The sequence below is a fragment of the Alcaligenes sp. GW821-FHT11D07 genome (genome assembly GCF_058808495.1).
Map to the genome: position 1 here is coordinate 530,263 of NZ_JBXART010000003.1, position 21,041 is coordinate 551,303.

Consider the following 21,041-nt stretch of genomic DNA (forward strand, 5'->3'; position numbering starts at 1 on the left):
CAGAGTTAGGGCGCAAGCGGTTTAGTATTATTTGATCTTCAACTTACTTTACGGGACGCGCTCATGGATACACCGATTCGTCTGACCCAGTACAGTCATGGAGCCGGTTGCGGCTGCAAGATTTCCCCCAAAGTGCTGGACATTATCCTGGCCGGCAGCGGCGCCCAGAACGTGGACCCAAACCTGTGGGTAGGCAATACCTCGCGTGACGATGCGGCCGTCTATGGCCTGGATGAAGAACGCGGCGTCGTCTCCACCACAGACTTTTTTATGCCCATCGTGGATGACCCCTATGACTTTGGCCGCATTGCTGCGACTAATGCCATCAGTGACATCTACGCCATGGGCGGCAAACCGATTATGGCGATTGCCATCTTGGGCTGGCCCATCAATGTGCTGCCCCCCGAAGTTGCCCGCGAAGTTGTACGCGGGGGCCGTGCTGCTTGCGATGCAGCAGGAATCACATTGGCAGGCGGCCACTCTATTGACGCCCCCGAACCTATTTTTGGCCTGGCCGTGACAGGCGTCGTCGATAAAGCTCAGCTAAAGCGCAACGATACCGCCACTGAGGGCTGCCAGCTTTACCTGACCAAACCCTTGGGTATCGGCGTGCTGACCACCGCCGAGAAAAAGGCCAAGTTGCGTCCCGAAGACCAAAACCTGGCTCGCGACTGGATGTGTACCCTGAACACCCCCGGCAGCCGCTTTGCGCAGCTGGCAGGCGTCAAAGCCATGACCGATGTCACTGGTTTTGGCCTGCTGGGACACCTGATCGAGATGGCCGATGGCAGTGGCCTGACGGCCCGCCTGAATTTGGATCGCGTGCCCTTGTTGCCGGGCATTGAACACTATTTGCAAGAAGGCTGTGTTCCCGGCGGCACACAACGTAACTTTGACAGCTACGGCCACCGCATCGCCCCGATCAGCCAAGATCAAATCAATATCTTGTGCGACCCGCAAACTAGTGGTGGCCTGCTGGTTGCCGTGGAGCCTTCCGCCACTGCGGAGTTTTTGGCTGCCGCCGCACAGTTGGGCCTGACACTTGAAGCCATTGGGGAATTCATCCCCGCTAAAACCCACGCTGTCGAAATTGCTTGATGCGCTCTGACACTGACCAGTACCGCGAGTTGTTCCTGAACGATGTACCTTTAATGGACGCTCGCGCCCCCATCGAGTTCAACAAAGGCGCTTTCCCCGGAGCCCTTAACCTGCCGCTGATGAACGATGAAGAACGTCATCAAGTGGGTATTTGCTATAAGCAGCGAGGCCAAGACGCCGCAATTGAGCTGGGCAACAGGCTGGTCAGTGACTCGCTCAAAGCAGAGCGCCTGCAAGCCTGGGCCCAGTTCACACAAGATCACCCCAACGGCTACCTGTATTGCTTTCGCGGTGGCCTGCGCTCTCTGATCACACAAACTTGGTTGCGCGAAGAACTGGGCATCAACTATCCGCGTGTGGTGGGTGGTTATAAGGCGATGCGCACCTACTTGATGGACAAGCTGGAGCACACCGTCAGCCGTGCCCGATTTCAAGTACTGGGTGGCATGACAGGCACCGGGAAAACAGATGTGCTGCACCAATTGAGTCACAGCCTGGACCTGGAAGGCTACGCTCATCACCGGGGCTCCAGCTTCGGTAAACATGCCATTGGCCAACCCACCCAAATCGACTTTGAGCATCGCCTGTCCATCGCCATGCTCAGGAAAGCCGCGCAAGGCCACCAGGACTTTATTCTAGAAGATGAAAGCCAGACCATAGGACGCTGCAGCCTGCCACTTAGCTTGTACCGAGGCATGCAGCAGTGGCCCATCATCTGGCTGGAAGACAGTCTGGAAAACCGTATTACACGCATCGTTCGCGACTATGTAGAAAACCTGCATGCCGAGTTCACTGAACAACACGATCCGCACACCGGCTTTGCTCTCTTTGCCGAACAACTTCGCCTTAGCCTGTCCCGTATCACCAAGCGTTTAGGGCACCAACGCTATCAGCAGCTAGCCGCCATCATGGATGCCGCCTTGCTGGAGCAAGAACGCAGCGGAGTGCTGGACGGTCATCGTGAATGGATTGGGGGCCTGCTGACGCAATACTACGATCCCATGTACGCCTATCAGCGAGAACAAAAAGCCGGGCGAGTAATTTTCCAGGGCGATGCGGCCGCGGTACTGGATTATTTGCGCTGCCAGAACTGAGGACTTACCTCAGACGCAAACCACCCATCCCCGCATTACACACAGTACAAATTGACAGACTCTGACAGAACCCGCGCGCACGGGCGTCAGAATCTGTCCTTGCGCTGACACAACGAGCAAACAAAGGGTAAGCCCTACCATCTTGCAAGAATCTTGTTGCAGGTGGTAAGAAATGACGTCCCTAGTACGCTTGGCCCGACACCTTCAGTGGCACACCTTCTGGCTTCTGTTGGTCTTTCTGGCAGCCTGTTTCAGCAGCGCCCCTGCACACTCAAGTTCACGCATTGCTCACTTTCTGCCGAACATTGCGCTTAGCGAAATCTATCCCGGCGCAACCCATGCCGGCGATCCCCAAGGCACCTTGCCTGTCGTCAAAGTTTTCAAAGATCAAGAGCAACTGGGGTGGGTGTATGTCACCAGTGACATCGTCAATACACGCGGCTACTCCAGCTTCCCTATCGACACCCTGGTCGCCTTAAGTATGGACGGCAGCATCATGGCTGCCAAACTGCTTGAACACCATGAGCCTATTGTGCTCATCGGTATCCCGGAGGCCCGGGTCGAAGCCTTTATTCAAGGCTATATCGGACAGAACTACATCAAGAATCGCCCCAAACCCGGCGCGCCTCCACCCGTAGACATCATCAGTGGTGCCACGGTGACCTTGATGGTGGTGGGGGACAGCATTATGCGCTCCTCCCAACTGGTGGCTCGGCAAGAAGGAATAGGTCAAAGTGCCACGCCAGCAATCACCCAGGCCCCTGTACAACGCAGCATCGATACCAGCAATCAGACTATTGCCAGTTGGGACGAGCTTATCCAAAGCGGTGCCATTCAGCGTTTGCACGTCAGCGTGGCTGACATCAATCAAGCCTTCATTGATAGCGGCCGCACAGAAGCCGCTGACCACCCCCAGGAAGGCGATCCACAAGATACCTTTATCGACTTGTACGCCGCCTTGGTCAGTGTCCCCAGCATCGGTCAAAGCCTGCTTGGCGAGGCGGATTACAACTACTTGCAGCAAGAGCTCAAACCCGGCCAGCAAGCTATGCTGGTCCTGGGGAATGGGCTGTACTCCTTTAAAGGTTCTGGCTATGTACGCGGCGGTATTTTTGACCGCATCGAAGTCGTCCAAGATCTGGACAGTTTTCACTTCACCGACCTGGATCACCAGCGTCTGCCCGGCGTCAAAGCAGCAAATGCACCGGACTTCAAAGAAGCGGCCCTGTTCAAGGTTCCCGCAAGCGCCACCTTTGATCCAGTGCAGCCCTGGCGACTTCAATTGCTGGTGCAGCGCGTCCTTAGCGTCAAGGACAAAGCCTTTGTCACGCTCAATCTGAATTACCAGCTGCCCGACGCCTATTTGACTGCGCCCCCTGCTGCTGCGCCGCCCCCTGCCGTCGCTGAGCTCGACGATATAGAGCCTGCCAACGCGCTCTACAAACAAATCTGGGCCGGTAAAAAAATACAGATTGCCGTGCTGGTGCTGTCGCTACTGGTCTTGGGCGGCGTGTTCTTCTTTCAGGACACGCTGACCAAGCACGAGGTTTTCTACCAGCGCTTTCGCATCGGTTTTCTGCTGTTCTCGCTATTCTGGATTGGCTGGTATGCCTCCGCGCAGTTGTCTGTTGTCAACGTGCTGACCTTCTCGCACGCCTTGCGCACGGATTTTCGCTGGGAATACTTCCTGATGGACCCGCTGGTCTTCATCCTGTGGGTGGCCACAGCGATTTCCATGGTGTTCTGGAACCGGGGTGCCTTCTGTGGCTGGCTCTGCCCCTTCGGCGCTTTGCAGGAGTTGGCCAACAAGCTGGCCCGCTTCCTTCGCATTCCCCAGATCAAGGTAGCCTACAGCGCCCATAAGCGACTGGTAGCGCTGAAATACGTGCTCTTCATTTTGCTCTTTGGCTTTGCCCTGTACGACATGGCATTGGCCGAAAAAATGGCCGAAGTTGAACCCTTCAAAACCGCCATCATCCTGAAGTTCATCCGCGACTGGCCCTTCACGATCTTTGCCGTGTTGCTCTTGATCGCCAGCCTGTTCATCGAACGCTTTTACTGCCGCTATCTCTGTGCCCTGGGTGCTGCCCTGGCTATCCCGGCCCGTCTTCGCATCTTTGACTGGCTGCGTCGCTACCCCATGTGTGGCAACCCTTGTCAGCGCTGCGCCACCGACTGCCCGGTACAGGCTATCGAGCCCGAAGGCCCAATCAATCCCAACGAGTGCATTCAGTGTCTGAACTGCCAGATGCTCTATCACCACGAGAAAAAATGTCCGCATCTGATTCAGAAAATCGCCAAGCGCAAACGCGGTAAGGCGGCACCTGTTGCGGTCGCCAGCTCGCTGCAGGACGACTCTGCTACTCGCCCTACCGTGCGTCCCCGCAAGCTTGATAACTCCGATTCCACGCCAGCCACGCCGTGAGACGGCTGGGCGCGCACCCAGCGCCAGTCGGCCACGTCATCACACACAAGGAAGATCACACTATGTCCGAGAACACGCAGGATAAACAGGGCCTGAGCCGCCGCGCCTTTCTAGGCACCGCCGCTTTATCGGGTGCTGCTGTGGTAAGCGCCACTCATATTGGCAGTGCTTTGGCCGATACCAAAAAATCCCCAACTGGCTTGAACGCCCACATTGAACCGGGAGAGCTGGATCAGTACTACGCCTTTAACTCGGGTGGTCAGTCCGGCGAAATCCGCATCATGGGCCTGCCCTCCATGCGCGAGCTGATGCGTATTCCTATCTTCAATATTTGTAGCGCCACCGGCTGGGGGATTACCAACGAAAGCCGCCAGATCATGCGGGCCAATCTAACCCCGGAAACACTGGCCTTTGCCGACACCCTTGGCGGCATTTTGCCCAACGGCGATGCCCACCACCCTCATATGTCCTTTACCGACGGGACCTACGACGGGCGCTTCATCTACATCAATGACAAAGCCAACAACCGGGTAGCACGCGTACGTTGTGACGTGATGAAGTGCGACAAGATCATCGAGATCCCTAACGCCGACGGTATTCACGGCCTGCGTCCCCAACGCTATCCACGCACCGGCTATGTGTTCTGCAATGGCGAACACATCGTTCCCTTGCCCAATAACGGCACCATCTTTGGCAATCCCAAAGAAAACTACTTCTCCGTCTTTACTGCAATCGACGGCGACACCATGGAAATTGCCTGGCAAGTCATCGTTGATGGCAACCTGGACAACTGCGACGCTGATTACCAGGGAAAATACGCTTTTTCCACCTGCTACAACTCCGAAAAAGGCCTGGATGTCGGCGAAATGAGCGCCAACGAGCAGGATTGGGCCGTCGTGTTCAACCTCAAGGCCATTGAAGACGGCGTCAAGAAGGGCGACTTCAAGGAAATGCAGGGCGTCAAAGTGCTGGATGGCCGCAAAGGCTCGCGCTACACCCGCTACATTCCCGTGCCCAACTCCCCACACGGCTGCAACGCCTGCCCCGATGGCATCCACGTTGTGTTCAACGGCAAGCTGTCGCCCACCGTCACCATGATTGACGTGCGCCGCCTGGATGATTTGTTCGCGGACAAGATCAAGCCGCGCGACTGCGTAGTAGCCGAACCCCAATTGGGCCTGGGCCCCTTGCACACCGCCTACGACGGACGCGGTAATGCCTACACCACCCTGTTCATCGATAGCCAGATTGTGAAGTGGAATATGGCCAAAGCCATTGAGGCCTACCAAGGGAAAGACGTAGACCCCATCATCCAGAAATTGGATGTGCACTACCAGCCTGGCCATAACCACACCACGATGGGAGAAACCAAAGAGGCCGATGGCAAATGGCTGGTCTCGCTGAACAAGTTCTCCAAAGACCGCTTCTTGAATGTAGGCCCGCTCAAGCCAGAGAACGATCAGCTAATTGATATCTCCGGCGACGTCATGAAGCTGGTCCACGACGGTCCAAGCTTTGCCGAACCCCATGACATGCTTCTTGTTGCGGCCGATAAAGTGCGCCCCAAGCGCGTCTGGACGCGTGATGATCCGTGGTGGGATCAGGCCCGGAAAATGGCTGAAAAAGATGGAGTCACGCTGGAAGGGGCCTCCAAGGTCATACGCGAAGGCAATAAGGTGCGGGTCTATATGACAGCTGTCGCGCCCGTGTTCTCCGTCCCAAGCTTTGAGGTCAATCAGGGTGATGAGGTCACGGTTGTCGTCACCAATATGGAGATGATCGAGGATTTGACCCACGGCTTTACCTTGTCGGGTTATGGCGTAGCCATGGAAATCGGCCCGCAGCAGACCAGCTCAGTCACCTTCACCGCTTCCCGTCCAGGCGTGCATTGGTACTACTGCCAGTGGTTCTGCCACGCACTGCACATGGAAATGTCCGGTCAGATGAACGTGAAACCCAAAGCCTGATGGTGACATGAAGCCTTTCCGCCTCCACCCTTTTCTTGCTCGCAGCGTCAGCCCAGCCCCTGGGCAAAGGCTGGCGCTTGGGCTGCTCACGGCGCTGGCCTTCATGGCGGCTAACCCTGCCCATGCTGCCATCATCCAGGTGCCTGCCGATAGCGCACTGCAAGCTGTCATCGAAGCAGCGCAGCCCGGCGACACCTTGATGCTGGCTCCTGGCAACTATCAGGGCAACATCGTCGTGAACAAGCCCTTAACGCTACAAGGACCCAGCGACCGGCAAGCGGTACTGATCGGCGAGCGTCAGGGACGCACAGTCTGGGTGCAGGCGGAAGATGTGCAGATACGCCAGATCACGGTACGCAATTCCGGCTTGAGTCTGCCGGACATGGATGCCGGTATCTTCTTGGACAAGCCCGCCCATAACGCCCTGATTGAACAGAACGACATCCTAGACAATCTGGTGGGCGTATATGTGTGGGGCCCCCACAATGCGCTGGTGCAGAACAACACCATCGTGGGCAATAAAGAGCTGCGTCTGAACGAACGCGGCAATGGCGTCACCCTGTGGAACTCCCCCGGCTCACGAATCTTGCACAACGATATTTCCTGGGGACGCGACGGCATTTTTTCCAATACCAGTCGTGACAATGTCTTCAGCCACAACCGGTTTACCCAGCTGCGCTATGCGGTGCACTACATGTACACCAACAACAGCGAAGTCAGCAGCAACCTGTCCATCGGTAACGACATTGCCTATGCCCTAATGTTTTCGCAGTTTCTGACGGTGCGCGAGAACATCAGCATCAACAGCACCCATCAAGGGCTGATGCTCAATGCTGCCCAGCAATCGACCATTACCGACAATATTGTGGACGGAGCTGAAAAAGGCATCTTTCTCTACAACGCCAACTTCAACAAGATCCGCGGCAACCTGATTCAGAACACAGAGATCGGGGTTCATTACACCGCTGGGTCCGAAGGCAACGAGATCACGCAAAACGCCTTTATTCAAAACCAGAATCAAGTGAAGTATGTTGGCACGCGCTTTCTGGAATGGTCCAGTGAAGGACGCGGCAATTATTGGAGCGATCACAGTGCCTTTGATCTGAACGGAGACGGCATTGGAGACACCGCTTATCGCCCCAACGGTTTGATTGAACAACTTGTCTGGCGTGCCCCGTCTGCACGCGTGCTCTTGAACAGCCCTGCCGTGTCCGTCGTGCGCTGGGCACAAACCCAATTTCCTGCCATTTTGCCCGGTGGAATCATAGATAGCGCCCCCTTGATGCGTGCCCCTGTGAATCCTGCCTGGGAGCGCTACAAGGCCACCCATGAATCCATCCGCTAAACCCACCGCGTCGGCCCCTGTCGCGCTAGACAATGTCAGCAAACTGTATGGCTCGCAGCGTGCCGCCAATGCCGTCAACTTTGAGTTGTATCCCGGTCAATGCACCGTTCTGGCAGGCCACAATGGCGCAGGCAAAAGTACCGTTATCAAGCTTATTTTGGGCCTGATCCGCGCCGACGAAGGCAAAGTTACTTTGCTGGACCATGACGCCAGTTCAGCACAGGCCACACGGCTACGGGCCCACATTGCTTATCTACCCGAAACCGTAGCCCTGCACCCGGCTCTGACCGGGACCGAAACCCTGGCTTTTTACGCCCGCTTGAAGGGATTGCCTGTTCAAGACAATCAGGCTCTGCTGGCCCGTGTCGGGATTGCTCAGGCTGCCCATAAGCGCGTTGGCACGTACTCCAAAGGGATGCGCCAACGGCTGGCGCTTGCTCAAACCTTGCTGGGCAAGCCCCGCGTGCTGCTTCTGGATGAGCCCACCACCGGCCTGGACCCCGCCTCCCGACTTCTGTTCTACGACATCGTGCAGGAACTGCGCGATGCGGGTGCCACCATTTTGCTCAGCACTCATGCGCTGGCTGAAATGGAACGGATAGCTGACCGCGTCATCGTGATGCAGCAAGGAAAAAAGATTGCAGACGGCACCTTATCCGAATTGCGCCAACATGCTGGCTTGCCGGTACGTATCCGCTTAACCGTGGAACAAATCCCCGACCCTGTACCACAGCACTGGGCTGTGCTCGGCACAAACCGCCTGGAACGCCATTGCATGGAGGCAGAAAAAATCCAGATTCTGCGTGATGCCCACACCCTGCCCGGTCTACTCGACCTGGAACTGGAGTCTCCCGGCTTGGACGAGCTTTATGCGCACTTTTTAAAGCGCGAGGACTACTAATCATGAACCCCGTCCTTATCATCATCCAAAAAGAAGTCCGCGATGGTTTGCGTAACCGCTGGGTGCTGGCAGTAACCCTCTTGCTGGCTGCACTGGCCCTGTCACTGGGTTTTTTAGGCAGCGCCCCCACCGGCAGCGTCAAAGTAGACCCTTTGACCGTGACGGTCGTCAGCCTGTCCAGCCTTTCTATTTTCCTGATCCCACTGATTGCCATGCTGCTGTCCTACGACGCCATTGTGGGGGAGATTGAACGCGGCACCATGTCCTTGTTACTCAGCTATCCCGTCCACCGCTGGCAGGTACTGGTGGGCAAGTTTCTGGGGCATGCCTTGATTCTGAGCCTGTCTACCGTCATCGGCTATGGCTTGGCAGGCATCACTTTGCAGCTGGCACACGGCGGTTTGGACTTCAGCGTCTGGACACCCTTTCTAGCCATGATGGGGGCCAGTATCTTGCTGGGAGCCAGTTTCTTATCTATGGGCTATCTCATCAGCACGCTGGTCCGGGAACGCGCCACCGCGGCCGGCCTGGCGATCGGCATTTGGCTATTTTTCGTTGTGATTTACGACATGGCTCTGCTGGGTATTTTGGTGGCCGACCAAGGGGCCACCATTACGGCCTCCTGGCTGAACTTCATCTTGCTGTTCAATCCCACCGACGTATACCGCCTGCTGAATCTGACGGGCTATGAAAATGTCGCCATGTTCTCAGGCATGGCCGGTTTGAGTGAACAAGCTCGCCTTCCTGTCAGCGTGCTCACGGGCGCTTTAGCTCTGTGGATCACCGTTCCTTTTTGCCTGGCAAGCCTGGTATTCAAAAAGAAAGCCTTATGAAAAAACTGCGCGCAATCCTCTTGCTCAGCATAAGCGCCCTGCTGAGCGCCTGCAGCCAAACCGAGCAAGTGCTGGCACCTCCGCCCCCAGTCACACAAATCCCCGAAACTGCGGTAGGCCATTACTGCGGCATGTACCTGTTCGAGCATCAAGGCCCCAAGGGCCAAATACTTTTGCGTGAGCGGGCCACTCCGCTTTGGTTCACCACCATTCGTGAAGTATTCGCCTACACCCTGCTTCCCGAAGAGTCCAAGGCCGTGGCTGCCACCTATGTTCAGGACATGGCACAGCGAGACAAGCAAGGCCAGTTTCCAGAGCAAGCATGGATACCCGCGCATGAGGCTTGGTATCTGATTCACAGCCGCTACATCGGTGGCATGGGGACTATCGACGCCCTGCCCTTTAGTCAGGAGCAGGCCGCACAGGCATTCCAAGAACAATATGGCGGCCAGTTGGTTCGCTTTAAGGACATGCCCGAAAACTACATCTTTGGTGCTGTCGCGCTGCCTTAAGCAGCTTGTTTTCCTGAATCCAGGTATCTGCCATGACCTCTACTCCAGTTTCCCGCCGTCGCTTTATTGGCATCGTGGCCGCAACCAGCGCCTTGTCCTGCCTGCCTTGGGCAGCAAAAGCGGCTACTGCCCCCACTTCCCTGACTCAATGGCAAGGCGTCGCCTTGGGGGCGGATGCCCAACTACACATTCATCACCCAGACCCTGTCTTTGCACAGATGCTGATCGATCAGGCGCTGACCGAAGTAAGACGACTAGAACGTATCTTCAGCCTTTACCAAGAAGACAGCGCCCTGCGGCGTTTAAACCGAGATGGCTATCTGGAGCACGCTCCCGGAGACCTGACGCGCCTGCTTCAAGAGTCAGAGCGCCTTAGCGTTCTAACGCGCGGAGCTTTTGACCCCACGGTACAAGTCTTGTGGGATCTGTACAGTGAGGCCGCCCAGCGTAGCGGCGCTCCCTCGAACCCACCCACTGCGACCGAATTAGAGCAGACCTTGCAACAGGTGAATCACCGCGCCATCCTGCTGCAGGACAACGCCATCCGTCTTGCCAGACCGGGCATGGCCTTGACTCTAAACGGCATCGCCCAAGGCTACATTACCGACCGCATCACTGAGCAGCTGAAACAGGCTGGACTGGAGCACGCCTTGGTGGATATGGGAGAAATACGCAGTCTGGGACAGGCCCCCGGCAATCGTCCCTGGAAAGTAGGCCTGGCAGGCGACCAGACAGGGGCTGCAAGCCTACTGAGTCTGGATGTGCACAACCAGGCGGTTAGCACCTCATCCGGTGCAGGAACGGTCCTGAGCCGCGACGGCTCTATCACCCACTTATTCAACCCCGCCAATGGTCAGGCACGCCCCCTGTACCGCAGCGTGTCAGTTGTGGCGGGCAATGCCACTATTGCCGATGCCTTATCTACCGCCTTTTCTTGGATGTCACCGCAAGACATCGCACAAGTCCTAAGGAGCGACCCTGGGCTGCAAGCATGGGTGCTGCCATACGGTGGCGAAAACCTGGTACAGATTCGCGTTTAAGTGTTGAGACAGGGGGCTTAGCAGGGGGAATGCTCAAGCCACTTAAAGCCTCGTACAATGGCGTTTTCGTCCACGGTACGCTGATCACTCATGCCCATGTCTACCAACAGCCTTCCCTCTGCTGCTCCCTTACCCGGCCTGCCAGAATGGACTGCGTTCTGTGAAGCAGCCCTACAAGCGGACCGCTATACGCTGGAACTGCACTGTCTGAAAGCTGCCGGGCTGCAAGTAGATTTAAGTGGACAGCGCCACTCCCCCGAGCTGCAACAAGCGGGAGAGCAACTTCTGGCTGCACGCAATTTTGAGGCTGCCCGTAAGGCGCTATTGAGCGGCGGCATCGTCAACAGCACCGAGCAGCGAGCCGCCTGGCATAGCGCCTTGCGTGCCCCTGCCCCCACTGCAGAGGTGGCCAAAGAGCGCGAACGCATGAATGAGTTTGTGCGCGTAGCCGATTCTGAACGCCGCTGGCGCAACATTATCCATATTGGTATCGGCGGTAGTGACTGGGGCGTTCGCCTATCTTTGGCCGCTTTCGGGTATCGACACAGCTGGCGCAATGTACGTTTTCTGGCAAATATCGACGGCCATGCTTTAGAGCATGCATTGTCAGGTATGGACCCTCACGACACCTTGATCGTGATCGCATCCAAATCCTTCACCACCACCGAAACCCTGAAAAACGGCCAACGCGCATTGGAATGGCTGCAGGCGGCCGGGGTCGCCAATCCTTACGAACAAATCGTTTCCGTGACAGCCCGCCCCGACACAGCTTCACAATGGGGTGTGCCACAAAAACAGATCTTCCAATTCTGGGACTGGGTAGGCGGACGCTTCTCGCTTTGGTCTGCCGTAAGCCTGACCACGGCGCTGGCAGTCAGCAGTGACGTGGTGGCTGGAATGCTGTCGGGCGCCGCCGCTATGGATCAGCACTTTCAGGAAGCCCCTATCGCCACCAACGTCCCTGTGCAAATGGCACTGGCCGGTGTAGTGAATCGCAGTGTGCTGGGCTATGGTTCGCTGAACATTTCGCCCTACGACTTCCGCTTAGGCAATCTGGTGCCCTATATTCAGCAATTGGATATGGAATCCCTGGGCAAATCGGTAACCACTAATGGCCAACCGGTCGGTGTTGCAACAGGTGCCGCAGTCTGGGGGCTGGCTGGCACTGATGCACAGCACACTTTTTATCAGTGGCTGCACCAAGGAAGTGACGGCGCTCCGGTCGATTTCATCGTCTGCCAACAGGCAGACCACCACCAGCCTGAACACCATCATTTGCTGCTGGCCAATTGCCTGGCCCAACGCGAAGCCTTGATGCGCGGCAAGACCTACGAACAGGCGCTGGCCGAATGTGAACAACAAGGCTCAAGCGAGCACGCTGCGGAACTGGCCCACCATCGTGTGCATTCCGGCGGCCGCCCTAACTCCCTGATCGTGCTTCCCCGCCTGAACCCATTCTCGCTAGGTGCCCTGCTGGCCCTGTACGAGCACAAGATATTTGTGCAGGCCCTGATCTGGGGTATCAACCCATTCGATCAGTGGGGAGTGGAGTATGGCAAAGTGCTGGCGAACGGAATTTTGCAGGAGCTGTCCGGCGAAAAAGAAACCGCTGCCGAGCATGATGTATCTACCCGGCATTGGATAGACGCCTTCAAGTCTTGATGGCTGAAGGACAAACAAGCGGCTTATTTGGGCTGTACGCCGCTTAGCTGCATCCACTGCTGCGCCAAGTCATGGATTGCAACATCCTGGCGCGATGCCTCTATCTTCGGGCCTGTGGAATTCCAAACAAAGTAATCCACATCACCACAAGGTGTGCCTAGCGCGGCGTATACCGAGGGCATGATAGGTACATGGTCGCCATACCAGCACAGGCTGGCTGGCCGCCCTGCCGTGTTCAAGACGCTGCGCAACCGCTTGAGCATGGCATCGGCGTTACGGAGGTGACGCAAGTAAATCGTCAGGTCCTCGCAGCGCTCTGGCGGAGGCTGACGATACAGCTCCTCGACATCTCCGTCCGCCACTTTTTCAAGATGCAAAGGTCCGTGATTTTCCATCGTAATGACATGGATAAAGACAGGGCCTTTTGCCTGTTCAAGCACGCTGGCCACTTTATCTGCCACGGCCTGATCACCGATATAGGGGCCTGTGCGTTCCACCTCCCCAAAGGCTTTGATATCTATAAATTCATCAAAACCGAATTGCGGAAACACGCGATTGCGTTGATAGAAACTAGCGGGGTAAGGATGAATGCAAATCGTGCGATAGCCTTGGTTTTTCAGCCAAGAGGCCAAGGTCGCAACCGACCAGCCTGCGCATACTGCTCTATAAGGATTGAAGCGATGGACGCCAAGAGCATCATTTTCAATGCCACTTAGAAAAGAGAACTCGGAGCGTACCGTGTTCGCCCCCCAGGCAGGAACACGCAAGTACCCACTAACGGCGGCCTCGGCTTTAAAGCGATCAAACTCGGCCAGAACCTCCGGTCGAATCCCATCAAAAAGTCTACGGGCATCAAAAAAAGACTCGCTCTGCACCGAAACCAGATGTGGTTGGTCCGCCAAAGAGTCAACCGTTGATAAAGTCGGAACGACCATATCAGCAAAGGGAGAGGACAAGGCCGGGCGCTGCCGTCCTTGCTGCCAGTAGCGCCAAAAACTGGCTAACAACCCTAAGGACTGAAGGTCCTTTTCAGGCGCAATTTGCACAGTCAAGCGCGCACTATTGCCCCACAGCAGCAGCCCCACACTGAGCACAGCCAGAAGGGCTAAAGCGCCCCATTGACCTGCCCAGGACGCACGGACAGCAGGGACAACTTCAAGCCACAAGCCAATACTTAGGGCTGCGATAAAACCCGTAGCGGCCAAGAAAAACTTGCCCCAACCCAAGAAGGGAATATAGAGGCGGGGATGGCGGATAGCGTCGGTGAAGTATTCGTAATCCTGAAAAACAAACGCCTCACGCAAGGCTTTGAATTTGGCATTGCTAACGACCACCAAAAGCAGGAAAAAAGCGCAGAGTAAGGCCGTCGCAAAAAGAGGCCGTCCTAAAACAAAGACCAAAACCACAAACCCCAGCCCATACAAGCCGGCATGCAAAGCCCATGCGGCTACTGGACGACGCGCACTCACTGATGGATGCAAGAAGCGTTCCAAGCCTAGCGTTAAAGCCAGCCCCAAAAGCGCCGCCAGTATTACCGTCCAGAAACCGGGCTCAAGCGTCATAGCCGATTTTGCTCAAAATAAAGACGGATACTTGAGCAGGCAACACCGCCAGGAACCAGCAGCCAAGATTAAGGGGGAAGGGAAAAGTGATTCGTGCTTTATTTGCTCTCAGGCCACGCGCAATACGTCGGGCTGCCCGTTGCGGTGACCATAAAAAGGGTTTGGGACCTGGCATGTCATCACACATGGGCGAGCTGACATAACCTGGCATCACCACATTGACCTTGATACCTTCTGGAGCCAACCATCCCCGCAAACCTTCACCGTAGGCTTTAACAGCAGCTTTGCTAGCACTGTAGGCCGGTGTTGTTGGCAAACCAAAGTAAGCTGCTAGCGAGCTCATCAAGGCGATCTGACCACGACCACGCTGACGCATGGCTGGCAAAACAGACTGGACAACACGCAGGCTGGCTTTGACATTGATATCCAACAGCAGCTCAGTATCTTCCCAGGCTTCAGGCTCGCCATTGGGACCCACATGAATGTTCATACCGGCATTGACGATAACCAGATCGAATGCAGCGCATTGCGATAACCAACTGTGCAGAGCATCCAGATCTCGCAAATCCAGTTGATGGGTTTGCACGCGTGCCCCCGCTTGGCGGCACCGCTCTGCCAAGGACTCCAGAATGGCTGCATTGCGACCATGCAAGGTCAGCTCCACGCCGGCTTTGGCATAGCAAAGCGCCAGTTCGCCACCAATGGCACTGGTGGCACCGGTAATCAGAATCCGTTCCTGCTCTGCTGGTTCAGTTACGCTCACGCGCTCTCCTTTCTTGGAAGGACCAGTACAAAACCATGCCAAAGCCTATGCACACTGTGGCATTCAGGGGTATCAGCAAGTAATTGCCCATGTCCACAGCCACATACAGCGCTAAGGCAGAGTACAGAAAGGTAAACACTTCACCGATCAACAAATACAAATTGATGCGTGGCTGTCTTGCCACCGTCTCGCCTGAACCTTTGGGCGTACGATTAAATTCCCCATACACCTTGAATGCCGCCCGCACTCCACCGACAAAATAATACCAAGCCATTGGCGGGAACATGGCGACATACAAATAGGTATGCCACAAAGTCCCCAGCACGCCAGGCCTGTCATCGAAACGAGCCCCTTTGCGAGCCCCAAAGGCATTATTCAAGGCCCAGACAGCAACCAGCAAAAAGAACAGCGGTGCGCCCCACTGCAAAGCTACATGGTCAAAATCCAGCAAATAATTCAACGGAAGGCTTAATAGAACAAGCCCATAAATAGAGGCCAGCATGACTGATGAAAACATCATGGAAAACGCATGCATGCGCTTCATCAAGGGCATGTCCTGCCGCCACATCTGCCCCAAATGCTTGAAGGCGCTATGAATCAGCCCCCGCCCCCAGCGCTCCCGCTGTACACGGAAAGCACTGATGTTTTCGGGCAAGGTAGACATGGACACAACATCGCGCAGATATGCGTACTTCCAATCGCCAAATTGCGCTCGGTAGCCCAGATCCACATCCTCAGTAATGGTGGATGCATTCCAGCCACCCAAAGCTTCCACACAGGCACGCCGCCACACACAGGAGCTACCACTTAACGAGGCCATATCTCCGTCTTCACTCAAGCCCACCGTCACATACTGCTGATGGCCCATCTCCATCGCCTGAAAACGCGTCAAGAAGGAGTGATCACGGTTTTCATAACCAATCCCCGTCTGCAGAAAACCCAGCTTCTCGTCCTTGAACGGAGGAATCGTTTTCTGCAAAAAATCTGCGGGTGGCAAGAAATCCGCATCAAAGATCGCGAAGAACTCACCCTGAGAATGTTGAATGCCATGCACCAGATTCCCAGCTTTGTAGCCAGATCGATCCTGCCGCTGGATACGCCGAATAGGTATCCCTTGACTGGCCAGCTGCTCGACCTTGCGTTGAGCCAATACAGCCGTCTGGTCTGTGGAGTCATCCAGCACCAGAATCTCTAATGCGGACACCGGGTAGTCCAGGCGACTGGCCGCCTCAATCAAGCGTTCAACCACCGATGCTTCGTTATAAATAGGAAGCAGCACACTGACCTTGGGGTAGGCGTCCAGCTGCAAGGCAGCAGGCGACTGCACGAGCTCACTTAACTTGCGACGCTCCACCCGGCGCGAGATCAGCATGACCCGCAGCTCCAGGACCACGTACAAAGCGAAGGCCCCTACCACCAACAAGAACAGCGCCTGAATCAGGTACGCAAAAATGCTCACGATCATGAAAACAGGCTCGCCCTAGAAACGGACCACATCAGCCAACTCCTGGAGGCGATGCTCCCAGGTGTGGAACTGGCGAACATATGCGGCCCCCGCAGCAGCGCGCTCACAGTCTTGCGCGGTAGGGCCCTGACGCAGACGGGCAAACAACTCACTGGCCTGCTCACGACTATGAACCACATGACAAAAGTCACGGAAATAGCGGTCAATAGCACGGCCGGGGTTGGTGACAGCAATCCCGCCACTGGCCAAAATTTCCAGCAAGCGGCGCGAGCACATGGTGTCCGAGTCCGTCACCGAATTCACGTTCAAGCACATCACATGTTCTTTGTAGATTCGGCCGGTTTCACGATGCGGCACTTGCCCATGAACATGCACATGAGTCGAGCGTGGGAAGCGAAATTCGATGTGTCGGGACAAGCGATCATGATTTCTATCATAAGCATTCAGATGCAACTGCGAGTCCTCACAGGCCCCGAAAATCATGTCCAGAAAGCGACGACGTTGACTCAAAATAAGGCGGTAATAACTGCCCGTGAAACACCCCTCTTTTCGAGTGAACTCAAAACCGGTGAAGTTATGAAACGCGGGTTGATAGGGCATGCTCAAGGTGTTCACGGGTACGTCTGGATTCAAGCGAGCGCGGTAACGCGGCAAGCAATCGCTATCAGTCGTGAACACATAGTCAAAGGCCTTGGCAACATCGATAAAGTGCTCAAAGTAAGCCCCGTCATCCTTGTTCCAGAATACCGTGGGCACACCCTGATCTTTAGCGAACTGCACTAGCTTGTAAATAGTGCGTGGAGTGCGCAAGCGAATCAGACGCGACTGCTTGGCTAGTTCGTAACGCCACACTCCACCCAAGCCATGAAAGACTGATTCCACAAAAACTAGATCCGGCTTCCAGGTAGAAATAACTGACTGATAGTTCTGCGGACTCAAAATGCGTATCTGGCACTCTGCCGACAAACAGTCTGCCGTAAAGTAATCCGAGACCAAGGCCACCTTCAACTGCCCAAAAGACCCCGTGGGCAGCCCATCTTCACTAACAGTAGGATGCTTATAGACACGCGCGCCCAAGGCCCGGATTGCGCGACCGATCATGAATTAGCCTCGGCAGGCAAAGCATGAACCACGAAGTCTGCCCAGCTACGACGCTGCACGGCCTCTTCTCGTGCCAATACTCCATCTTGCGCCAAGGCCTGCGGCCCCCCCTGAAATGCCTCATCCAACACACGAGCCAGATCTTGGACATCACCTGCTTTAAAAAAGCGTACAGAGCGACAAGCCCCAACTTCATCCTGAAATACGGGCAAATCCGGCACTACGACAGGTTTACCCATGGCCATTGCTTCGACCAACTTAATGGGAGGCACAATACGGCACACTTCGAATGGGCGTCGCGGGATACAGACCAAGGCGGCCTTAGCCTGCAAGGCACGGGCCTCTTCAGGCGAAACTCGCCCGGCAAAAACAATGTGACTTTCCAGCCCTAAGCTTTGTACCTGGGCCTGCAATTGAGCACGGGCTTCCCCATCTCCGATAATGGTCAGGGCCACCTCTTTACCACGGCCTGCTAGGTCAGCCACCGCATCAATCAAAACATCAAGCCCTTCGTAAACAATCAACGAGCCGGCGTACACAATAGTGTTGGGCTGCACATCCTGCGCAGCGCCCGGCGTGAAACGTGACGGATCGACGCAGTTAGGCATCAGCCCCATGCGGGCGGAATCAACATTCCAGTGCTCGACGGCATAACGGCCCAGCTGCTCGGAGATCACGAACAAACGGTCAGCCTGACTGGCAACTAAACCTTCCAGCTCCAGGCCTTGTTTGAAGCCTTGAGAGTCACGGAACTCCGGCATGCGGGAAGCACGGCTCAGTTCCCACAAGCCGCGCATTTCGTACTGAAAAGGAATTCCCAGCTGACGAGCGGCGATCAGGGCAGGTAAAGCGTTGACGTGGTTAGAGGCAGCATGGATGACAGCGACTCGTTGCTTGATGGCTTCCTGGGCGATGGAGACTGCGGCTTCTTTAGCGAACTGCATCACAGGCCGCTTATTGGAGGGAGTGCGTGCGTGAGCGTAAATCACACCATCTACTAGAGTCTCTTCTTGCTCTGCATCCACCAATCTGTCTTTACGATCCCACGGATAGCCTGGACGTGTCAGCACGCAAATATCCCCACCCGCCGCCTGCATGCCGCGGATGATTTCATGAGTGCGAGTGGTATAGCCACTAATGTGATACGGCAAGGCGCTGGCGGGCACATACAACACACGTCCTGGCACAGGCTCATAAGGTGTCTCACGATGCTGGCCACGACGAGTTTGGCGACGCACACTAAAGAGTGTCAAACGCCGGCTCAAAGCCATCCAAGGCTCACGTAACAGCCCACGCCATAACTTAAAGAGCATTTTCCCTAGGCCTTTTTCTTGTCGTTATTCTCTTGGTCCGCTTGCAGCTCTGCCAGCGACAAATCCACGGTATCTGGCACCACAATTTTGCCTCTAGCCTTAAGGTCCAGAAACTCCGCCGTAGTAATGACGTCATAGTCCTTAGTCAGGCGTGCCAGCAACTTGCGGTAGCCCTCCATACGGCTATCGTCACGATATTCACCCAAACCATTTTCGTCCCAAAACAGCAAGGACCAAGAGTGCAGCAGAAAAACAGCAAACGAGGGATTACCGCTTAAGGCGTTCAGCAGCAATTGTCCCCACCATGGGCGGAAGCGGAAATAACTGGACTCTGGGTAAGTGAGGCGAGCCCACCATTCAGGCTTGCCTACCTTACCCAAAATCCGTTTTTCGGTCATAGGCACTTCAAGCACGCCATTGGACCAAATAAAAGGATTGTTGGTGGGTTTGCTGTAGATGCACTGACCATTGTGTACGGCACACACCGAATTATTGAAGGACAAGGGAATACCCACCGCCTTCAAAGCACGTATCGTATCCGCATTCCAGCGAAACGACCCTGCGCGATGCGCCAGAACAGGCTTACCCGTCACACCGGACATCAAATCCGCAAAGTGCTGGAACACAAACTCGGCCCTAGCCTGATCGGTGTATTGGTTCATGTACTGCGGGCGGTTGGACAAGCCGTGCTCTTGCCAAAAACCGTCTGGCAGATACTCGGGGTGGGTGTGCAGCTGCACATCCTGGCCCTGTTCATCTAACCAACGCACCACTTCCTTGAGCTCATCCAGCCGGTCGTACGCTCCACACAAGTCCGTAAAAAACACATGTTTAATGCCGAACTCGTCACCGATCTTGCACATCTCGGCCACCCCGGCCGTCCCTTTTGGAAATCGCCCCCAGATCAGACGATTAACATGGTCGTCAGATGCGCGCTTGGGCAGCGCCTCTGTATCGACCGTAATCATTGCGTAGCGATCCCTCATAACTGTGTTTTTACCTGCTCTAAGTTAACTGTTCGCGAAAGACGGATTTTACCCCGCGCCTGCAGATCTAAAAAATCCGCTGTGGTGATCACGTCGTAATCCTTAACAACTCGTTGCATGAAAAGGCGGTAGCCCTCCAGCAGTTGGTCGTTGATGTACTGGAAGTGACCATCCTCATCCAAGGTCAGCAAGGACCAAGAATGCATCAGCACCACCGAGACCTTGGGCAAAGACCAAAAAGGGTCTTTCCAGAATGTCGTAGGCCGCGAACCATATTGAAAATAAGACGACTCTGGATACGTCAGGCTGGACCAACGATCCGGTTTGACATCAGGTATGCCAGGCGTAAAGCGCTCTGTCACCGGGACTTCAATCGTTCCGTTCGACCAGGCATAAGGCAAGCAATCAGGCTGGCCTAAAGGGCAGCGTTTCAGGAAGGCTGCGCGCATGGACTGGTTGAAAGACAAAGGAATACCAACTGCCTGTAATGCGCGAATCGAGTGTGCATTCCAGCGAAAAGAGCCTGCGCGATGGGCAAGAATGGGTTTACCGGTAACGTCAGAGATCAGCTTGCCGAAGTGGCGGAAAACGAATTCGGCACGGCTTTGATCTTTGTATTGGTTCATCAGAGTCGGCTGCGCATCCAAACCATGCTCCACCCAAAATGACTTGGGGAGAGTTTCAGGATGAGCATGTAACTGCACATCCTGGCCTTGCTGATCCAGCCAGCGAACCGCTTCCAACATCTCAGGTTGCTGCGCAATCGTGGCGCACAAGTCCACAAAGAAGACATGCTTGGCACCGAACTCGTCACCGATAGAACACATTTCGCGGATGCCGGCAGAGCCGGTGGGGTGGTCTCCCCAGACTAGGCGTTGGACGTGATTGCCCTCTGCGCGCCTAGATAGAGCTTCAGTATCTACGGTCAGCAATGTATAACGGTGTTTCATCAAAATGCCAAATCTGCAAACCAA

At 55.5% G+C, this 21,041-nt stretch carries 17 protein-coding genes; 10 read left to right on the forward strand and 7 right to left on the reverse strand.

Going from position 1 to position 21,041, the window contains the following annotated elements:
- Positions 1 to 63 precede the first annotated feature (63 nt).
- The 10 genes from selD (at position 64) to pgi (ending at position 12,877) form a co-directional block, all read left to right on the forward strand.
- A complete protein-coding gene (gene selD / locus AC1RSM_RS15465) occupies positions 64 to 1,098 on the forward strand; it encodes a selenide, water dikinase SelD (protein ID WP_492933431.1) in 1,035 nt (344 codons plus the stop codon).
- Positions 1,098 to 2,192, forward strand: a complete 1,095-nt coding sequence (gene mnmH, locus AC1RSM_RS15470; protein ID WP_492933432.1) for a tRNA 2-selenouridine(34) synthase MnmH — start codon at positions 1,098 to 1,100, stop codon at positions 2,190 to 2,192. Before selD ends, mnmH begins: the two co-directional genes overlap by 1 nt.
- Before the next feature lie 172 nt (positions 2,193 to 2,364).
- Positions 2,365 to 4,617, forward strand: a complete 2,253-nt coding sequence (locus AC1RSM_RS15475; RefSeq protein ID WP_492933433.1) for a 4Fe-4S binding protein — start codon at positions 2,365 to 2,367, stop codon at positions 4,615 to 4,617.
- Positions 4,618 to 4,679: 62 nt separating this feature from the next.
- Positions 4,680 to 6,584 (forward strand): TAT-dependent nitrous-oxide reductase, encoded by a 1,905-nt coding sequence (gene nosZ, locus AC1RSM_RS15480; RefSeq protein ID WP_492933435.1) that lies wholly within the window; start codon positions 4,680 to 4,682, stop codon positions 6,582 to 6,584.
- Between the two features lie 103 nt (positions 6,585 to 6,687).
- A complete protein-coding gene (locus AC1RSM_RS15485) occupies positions 6,688 to 7,929 on the forward strand; it encodes a nitrous oxide reductase family maturation protein NosD (RefSeq protein ID WP_492933436.1) in 1,242 nt (413 codons plus the stop codon).
- On the forward strand, positions 7,913 to 8,830 hold the full coding sequence (locus AC1RSM_RS15490) for an ABC transporter ATP-binding protein (RefSeq protein ID WP_492933437.1): 918 nt from the start codon (positions 7,913 to 7,915) through the stop codon (positions 8,828 to 8,830). Before AC1RSM_RS15485 ends, AC1RSM_RS15490 begins: the two co-directional genes overlap by 17 nt.
- 2 nt (positions 8,831 to 8,832) lie before the next feature.
- Positions 8,833 to 9,663, forward strand: a complete 831-nt coding sequence (locus AC1RSM_RS15495; protein ID WP_492933438.1) for an ABC transporter permease — start codon at positions 8,833 to 8,835, stop codon at positions 9,661 to 9,663.
- Complete coding sequence (locus AC1RSM_RS15500) at positions 9,660 to 10,175, forward strand: nitrous oxide reductase accessory protein NosL (protein WP_492933439.1); 516 nt, start codon at positions 9,660 to 9,662, stop codon at positions 10,173 to 10,175. The genes AC1RSM_RS15495 and AC1RSM_RS15500 overlap by 4 nt, the downstream gene beginning before the upstream one ends.
- Positions 10,176 to 10,207: 32 nt before the next feature.
- Positions 10,208 to 11,215, forward strand: coding sequence for an FAD:protein FMN transferase (locus AC1RSM_RS15505; protein ID WP_492933440.1), 1,008 nt, complete (start codon positions 10,208 to 10,210; stop codon positions 11,213 to 11,215).
- Positions 11,216 to 11,311: 96 nt separating this feature from the next.
- Complete coding sequence (gene pgi / locus AC1RSM_RS15510; RefSeq protein ID WP_492933441.1) at positions 11,312 to 12,877, forward strand: glucose-6-phosphate isomerase; 1,566 nt, start codon at positions 11,312 to 11,314, stop codon at positions 12,875 to 12,877.
- A 23-nt stretch (positions 12,878 to 12,900) separates the two neighbouring features.
- Here the strand turns inward: pgi and AC1RSM_RS15515 are convergent, their stop codons facing one another.
- The 7 genes from AC1RSM_RS15515 to AC1RSM_RS15545 all read right to left on the reverse strand — a co-directional run bounded on the left by AC1RSM_RS15515 (position 12,901) and on the right by AC1RSM_RS15545 (position 21,017).
- Complete coding sequence (locus tag AC1RSM_RS15515) at positions 12,901 to 14,439, reverse strand: LTA synthase family protein (protein WP_492933442.1); 1,539 nt, start codon at positions 14,437 to 14,439, stop codon at positions 12,901 to 12,903.
- Entirely contained in the window at positions 14,429 to 15,202 is a 774-nt protein-coding gene (locus AC1RSM_RS15520) for an SDR family NAD(P)-dependent oxidoreductase (protein WP_492933443.1), read from the reverse strand. Before AC1RSM_RS15520 ends, AC1RSM_RS15515 begins: the two co-directional genes overlap by 11 nt.
- Positions 15,189 to 16,667 (reverse strand): glycosyltransferase, encoded by a 1,479-nt coding sequence (locus tag AC1RSM_RS15525; protein ID WP_492933445.1) that lies wholly within the window; start codon positions 16,665 to 16,667, stop codon positions 15,189 to 15,191. The genes AC1RSM_RS15520 and AC1RSM_RS15525 overlap by 14 nt, the downstream gene beginning before the upstream one ends.
- 15 nt (positions 16,668 to 16,682) lie before the next feature.
- On the reverse strand, positions 16,683 to 17,768 hold the full coding sequence (locus AC1RSM_RS15530) for a CgeB family protein (RefSeq protein ID WP_492933446.1): 1,086 nt from the start codon (positions 17,766 to 17,768) through the stop codon (positions 16,683 to 16,685).
- Complete coding sequence (locus AC1RSM_RS15535; protein WP_492933447.1) at positions 17,765 to 19,021, reverse strand: glycosyltransferase family 4 protein; 1,257 nt, start codon at positions 19,019 to 19,021, stop codon at positions 17,765 to 17,767. The genes AC1RSM_RS15530 and AC1RSM_RS15535 overlap by 4 nt, the downstream gene beginning before the upstream one ends.
- A gap of 65 nt (positions 19,022 to 19,086) precedes the next feature.
- The gene (locus AC1RSM_RS15540) at positions 19,087 to 20,067 is read right to left on the reverse strand and encodes a polysaccharide deacetylase family protein (protein WP_492933448.1); all 981 of its coding nucleotides are present in this window, start codon (positions 20,065 to 20,067) and stop codon (positions 19,087 to 19,089) included.
- The gene (locus AC1RSM_RS15545; protein WP_492933449.1) at positions 20,064 to 21,017 is read right to left on the reverse strand and encodes a polysaccharide deacetylase family protein; all 954 of its coding nucleotides are present in this window, start codon (positions 21,015 to 21,017) and stop codon (positions 20,064 to 20,066) included. Before AC1RSM_RS15545 ends, AC1RSM_RS15540 begins: the two co-directional genes overlap by 4 nt.
- Positions 21,018 to 21,041: the final 24 nt, after the last annotated feature.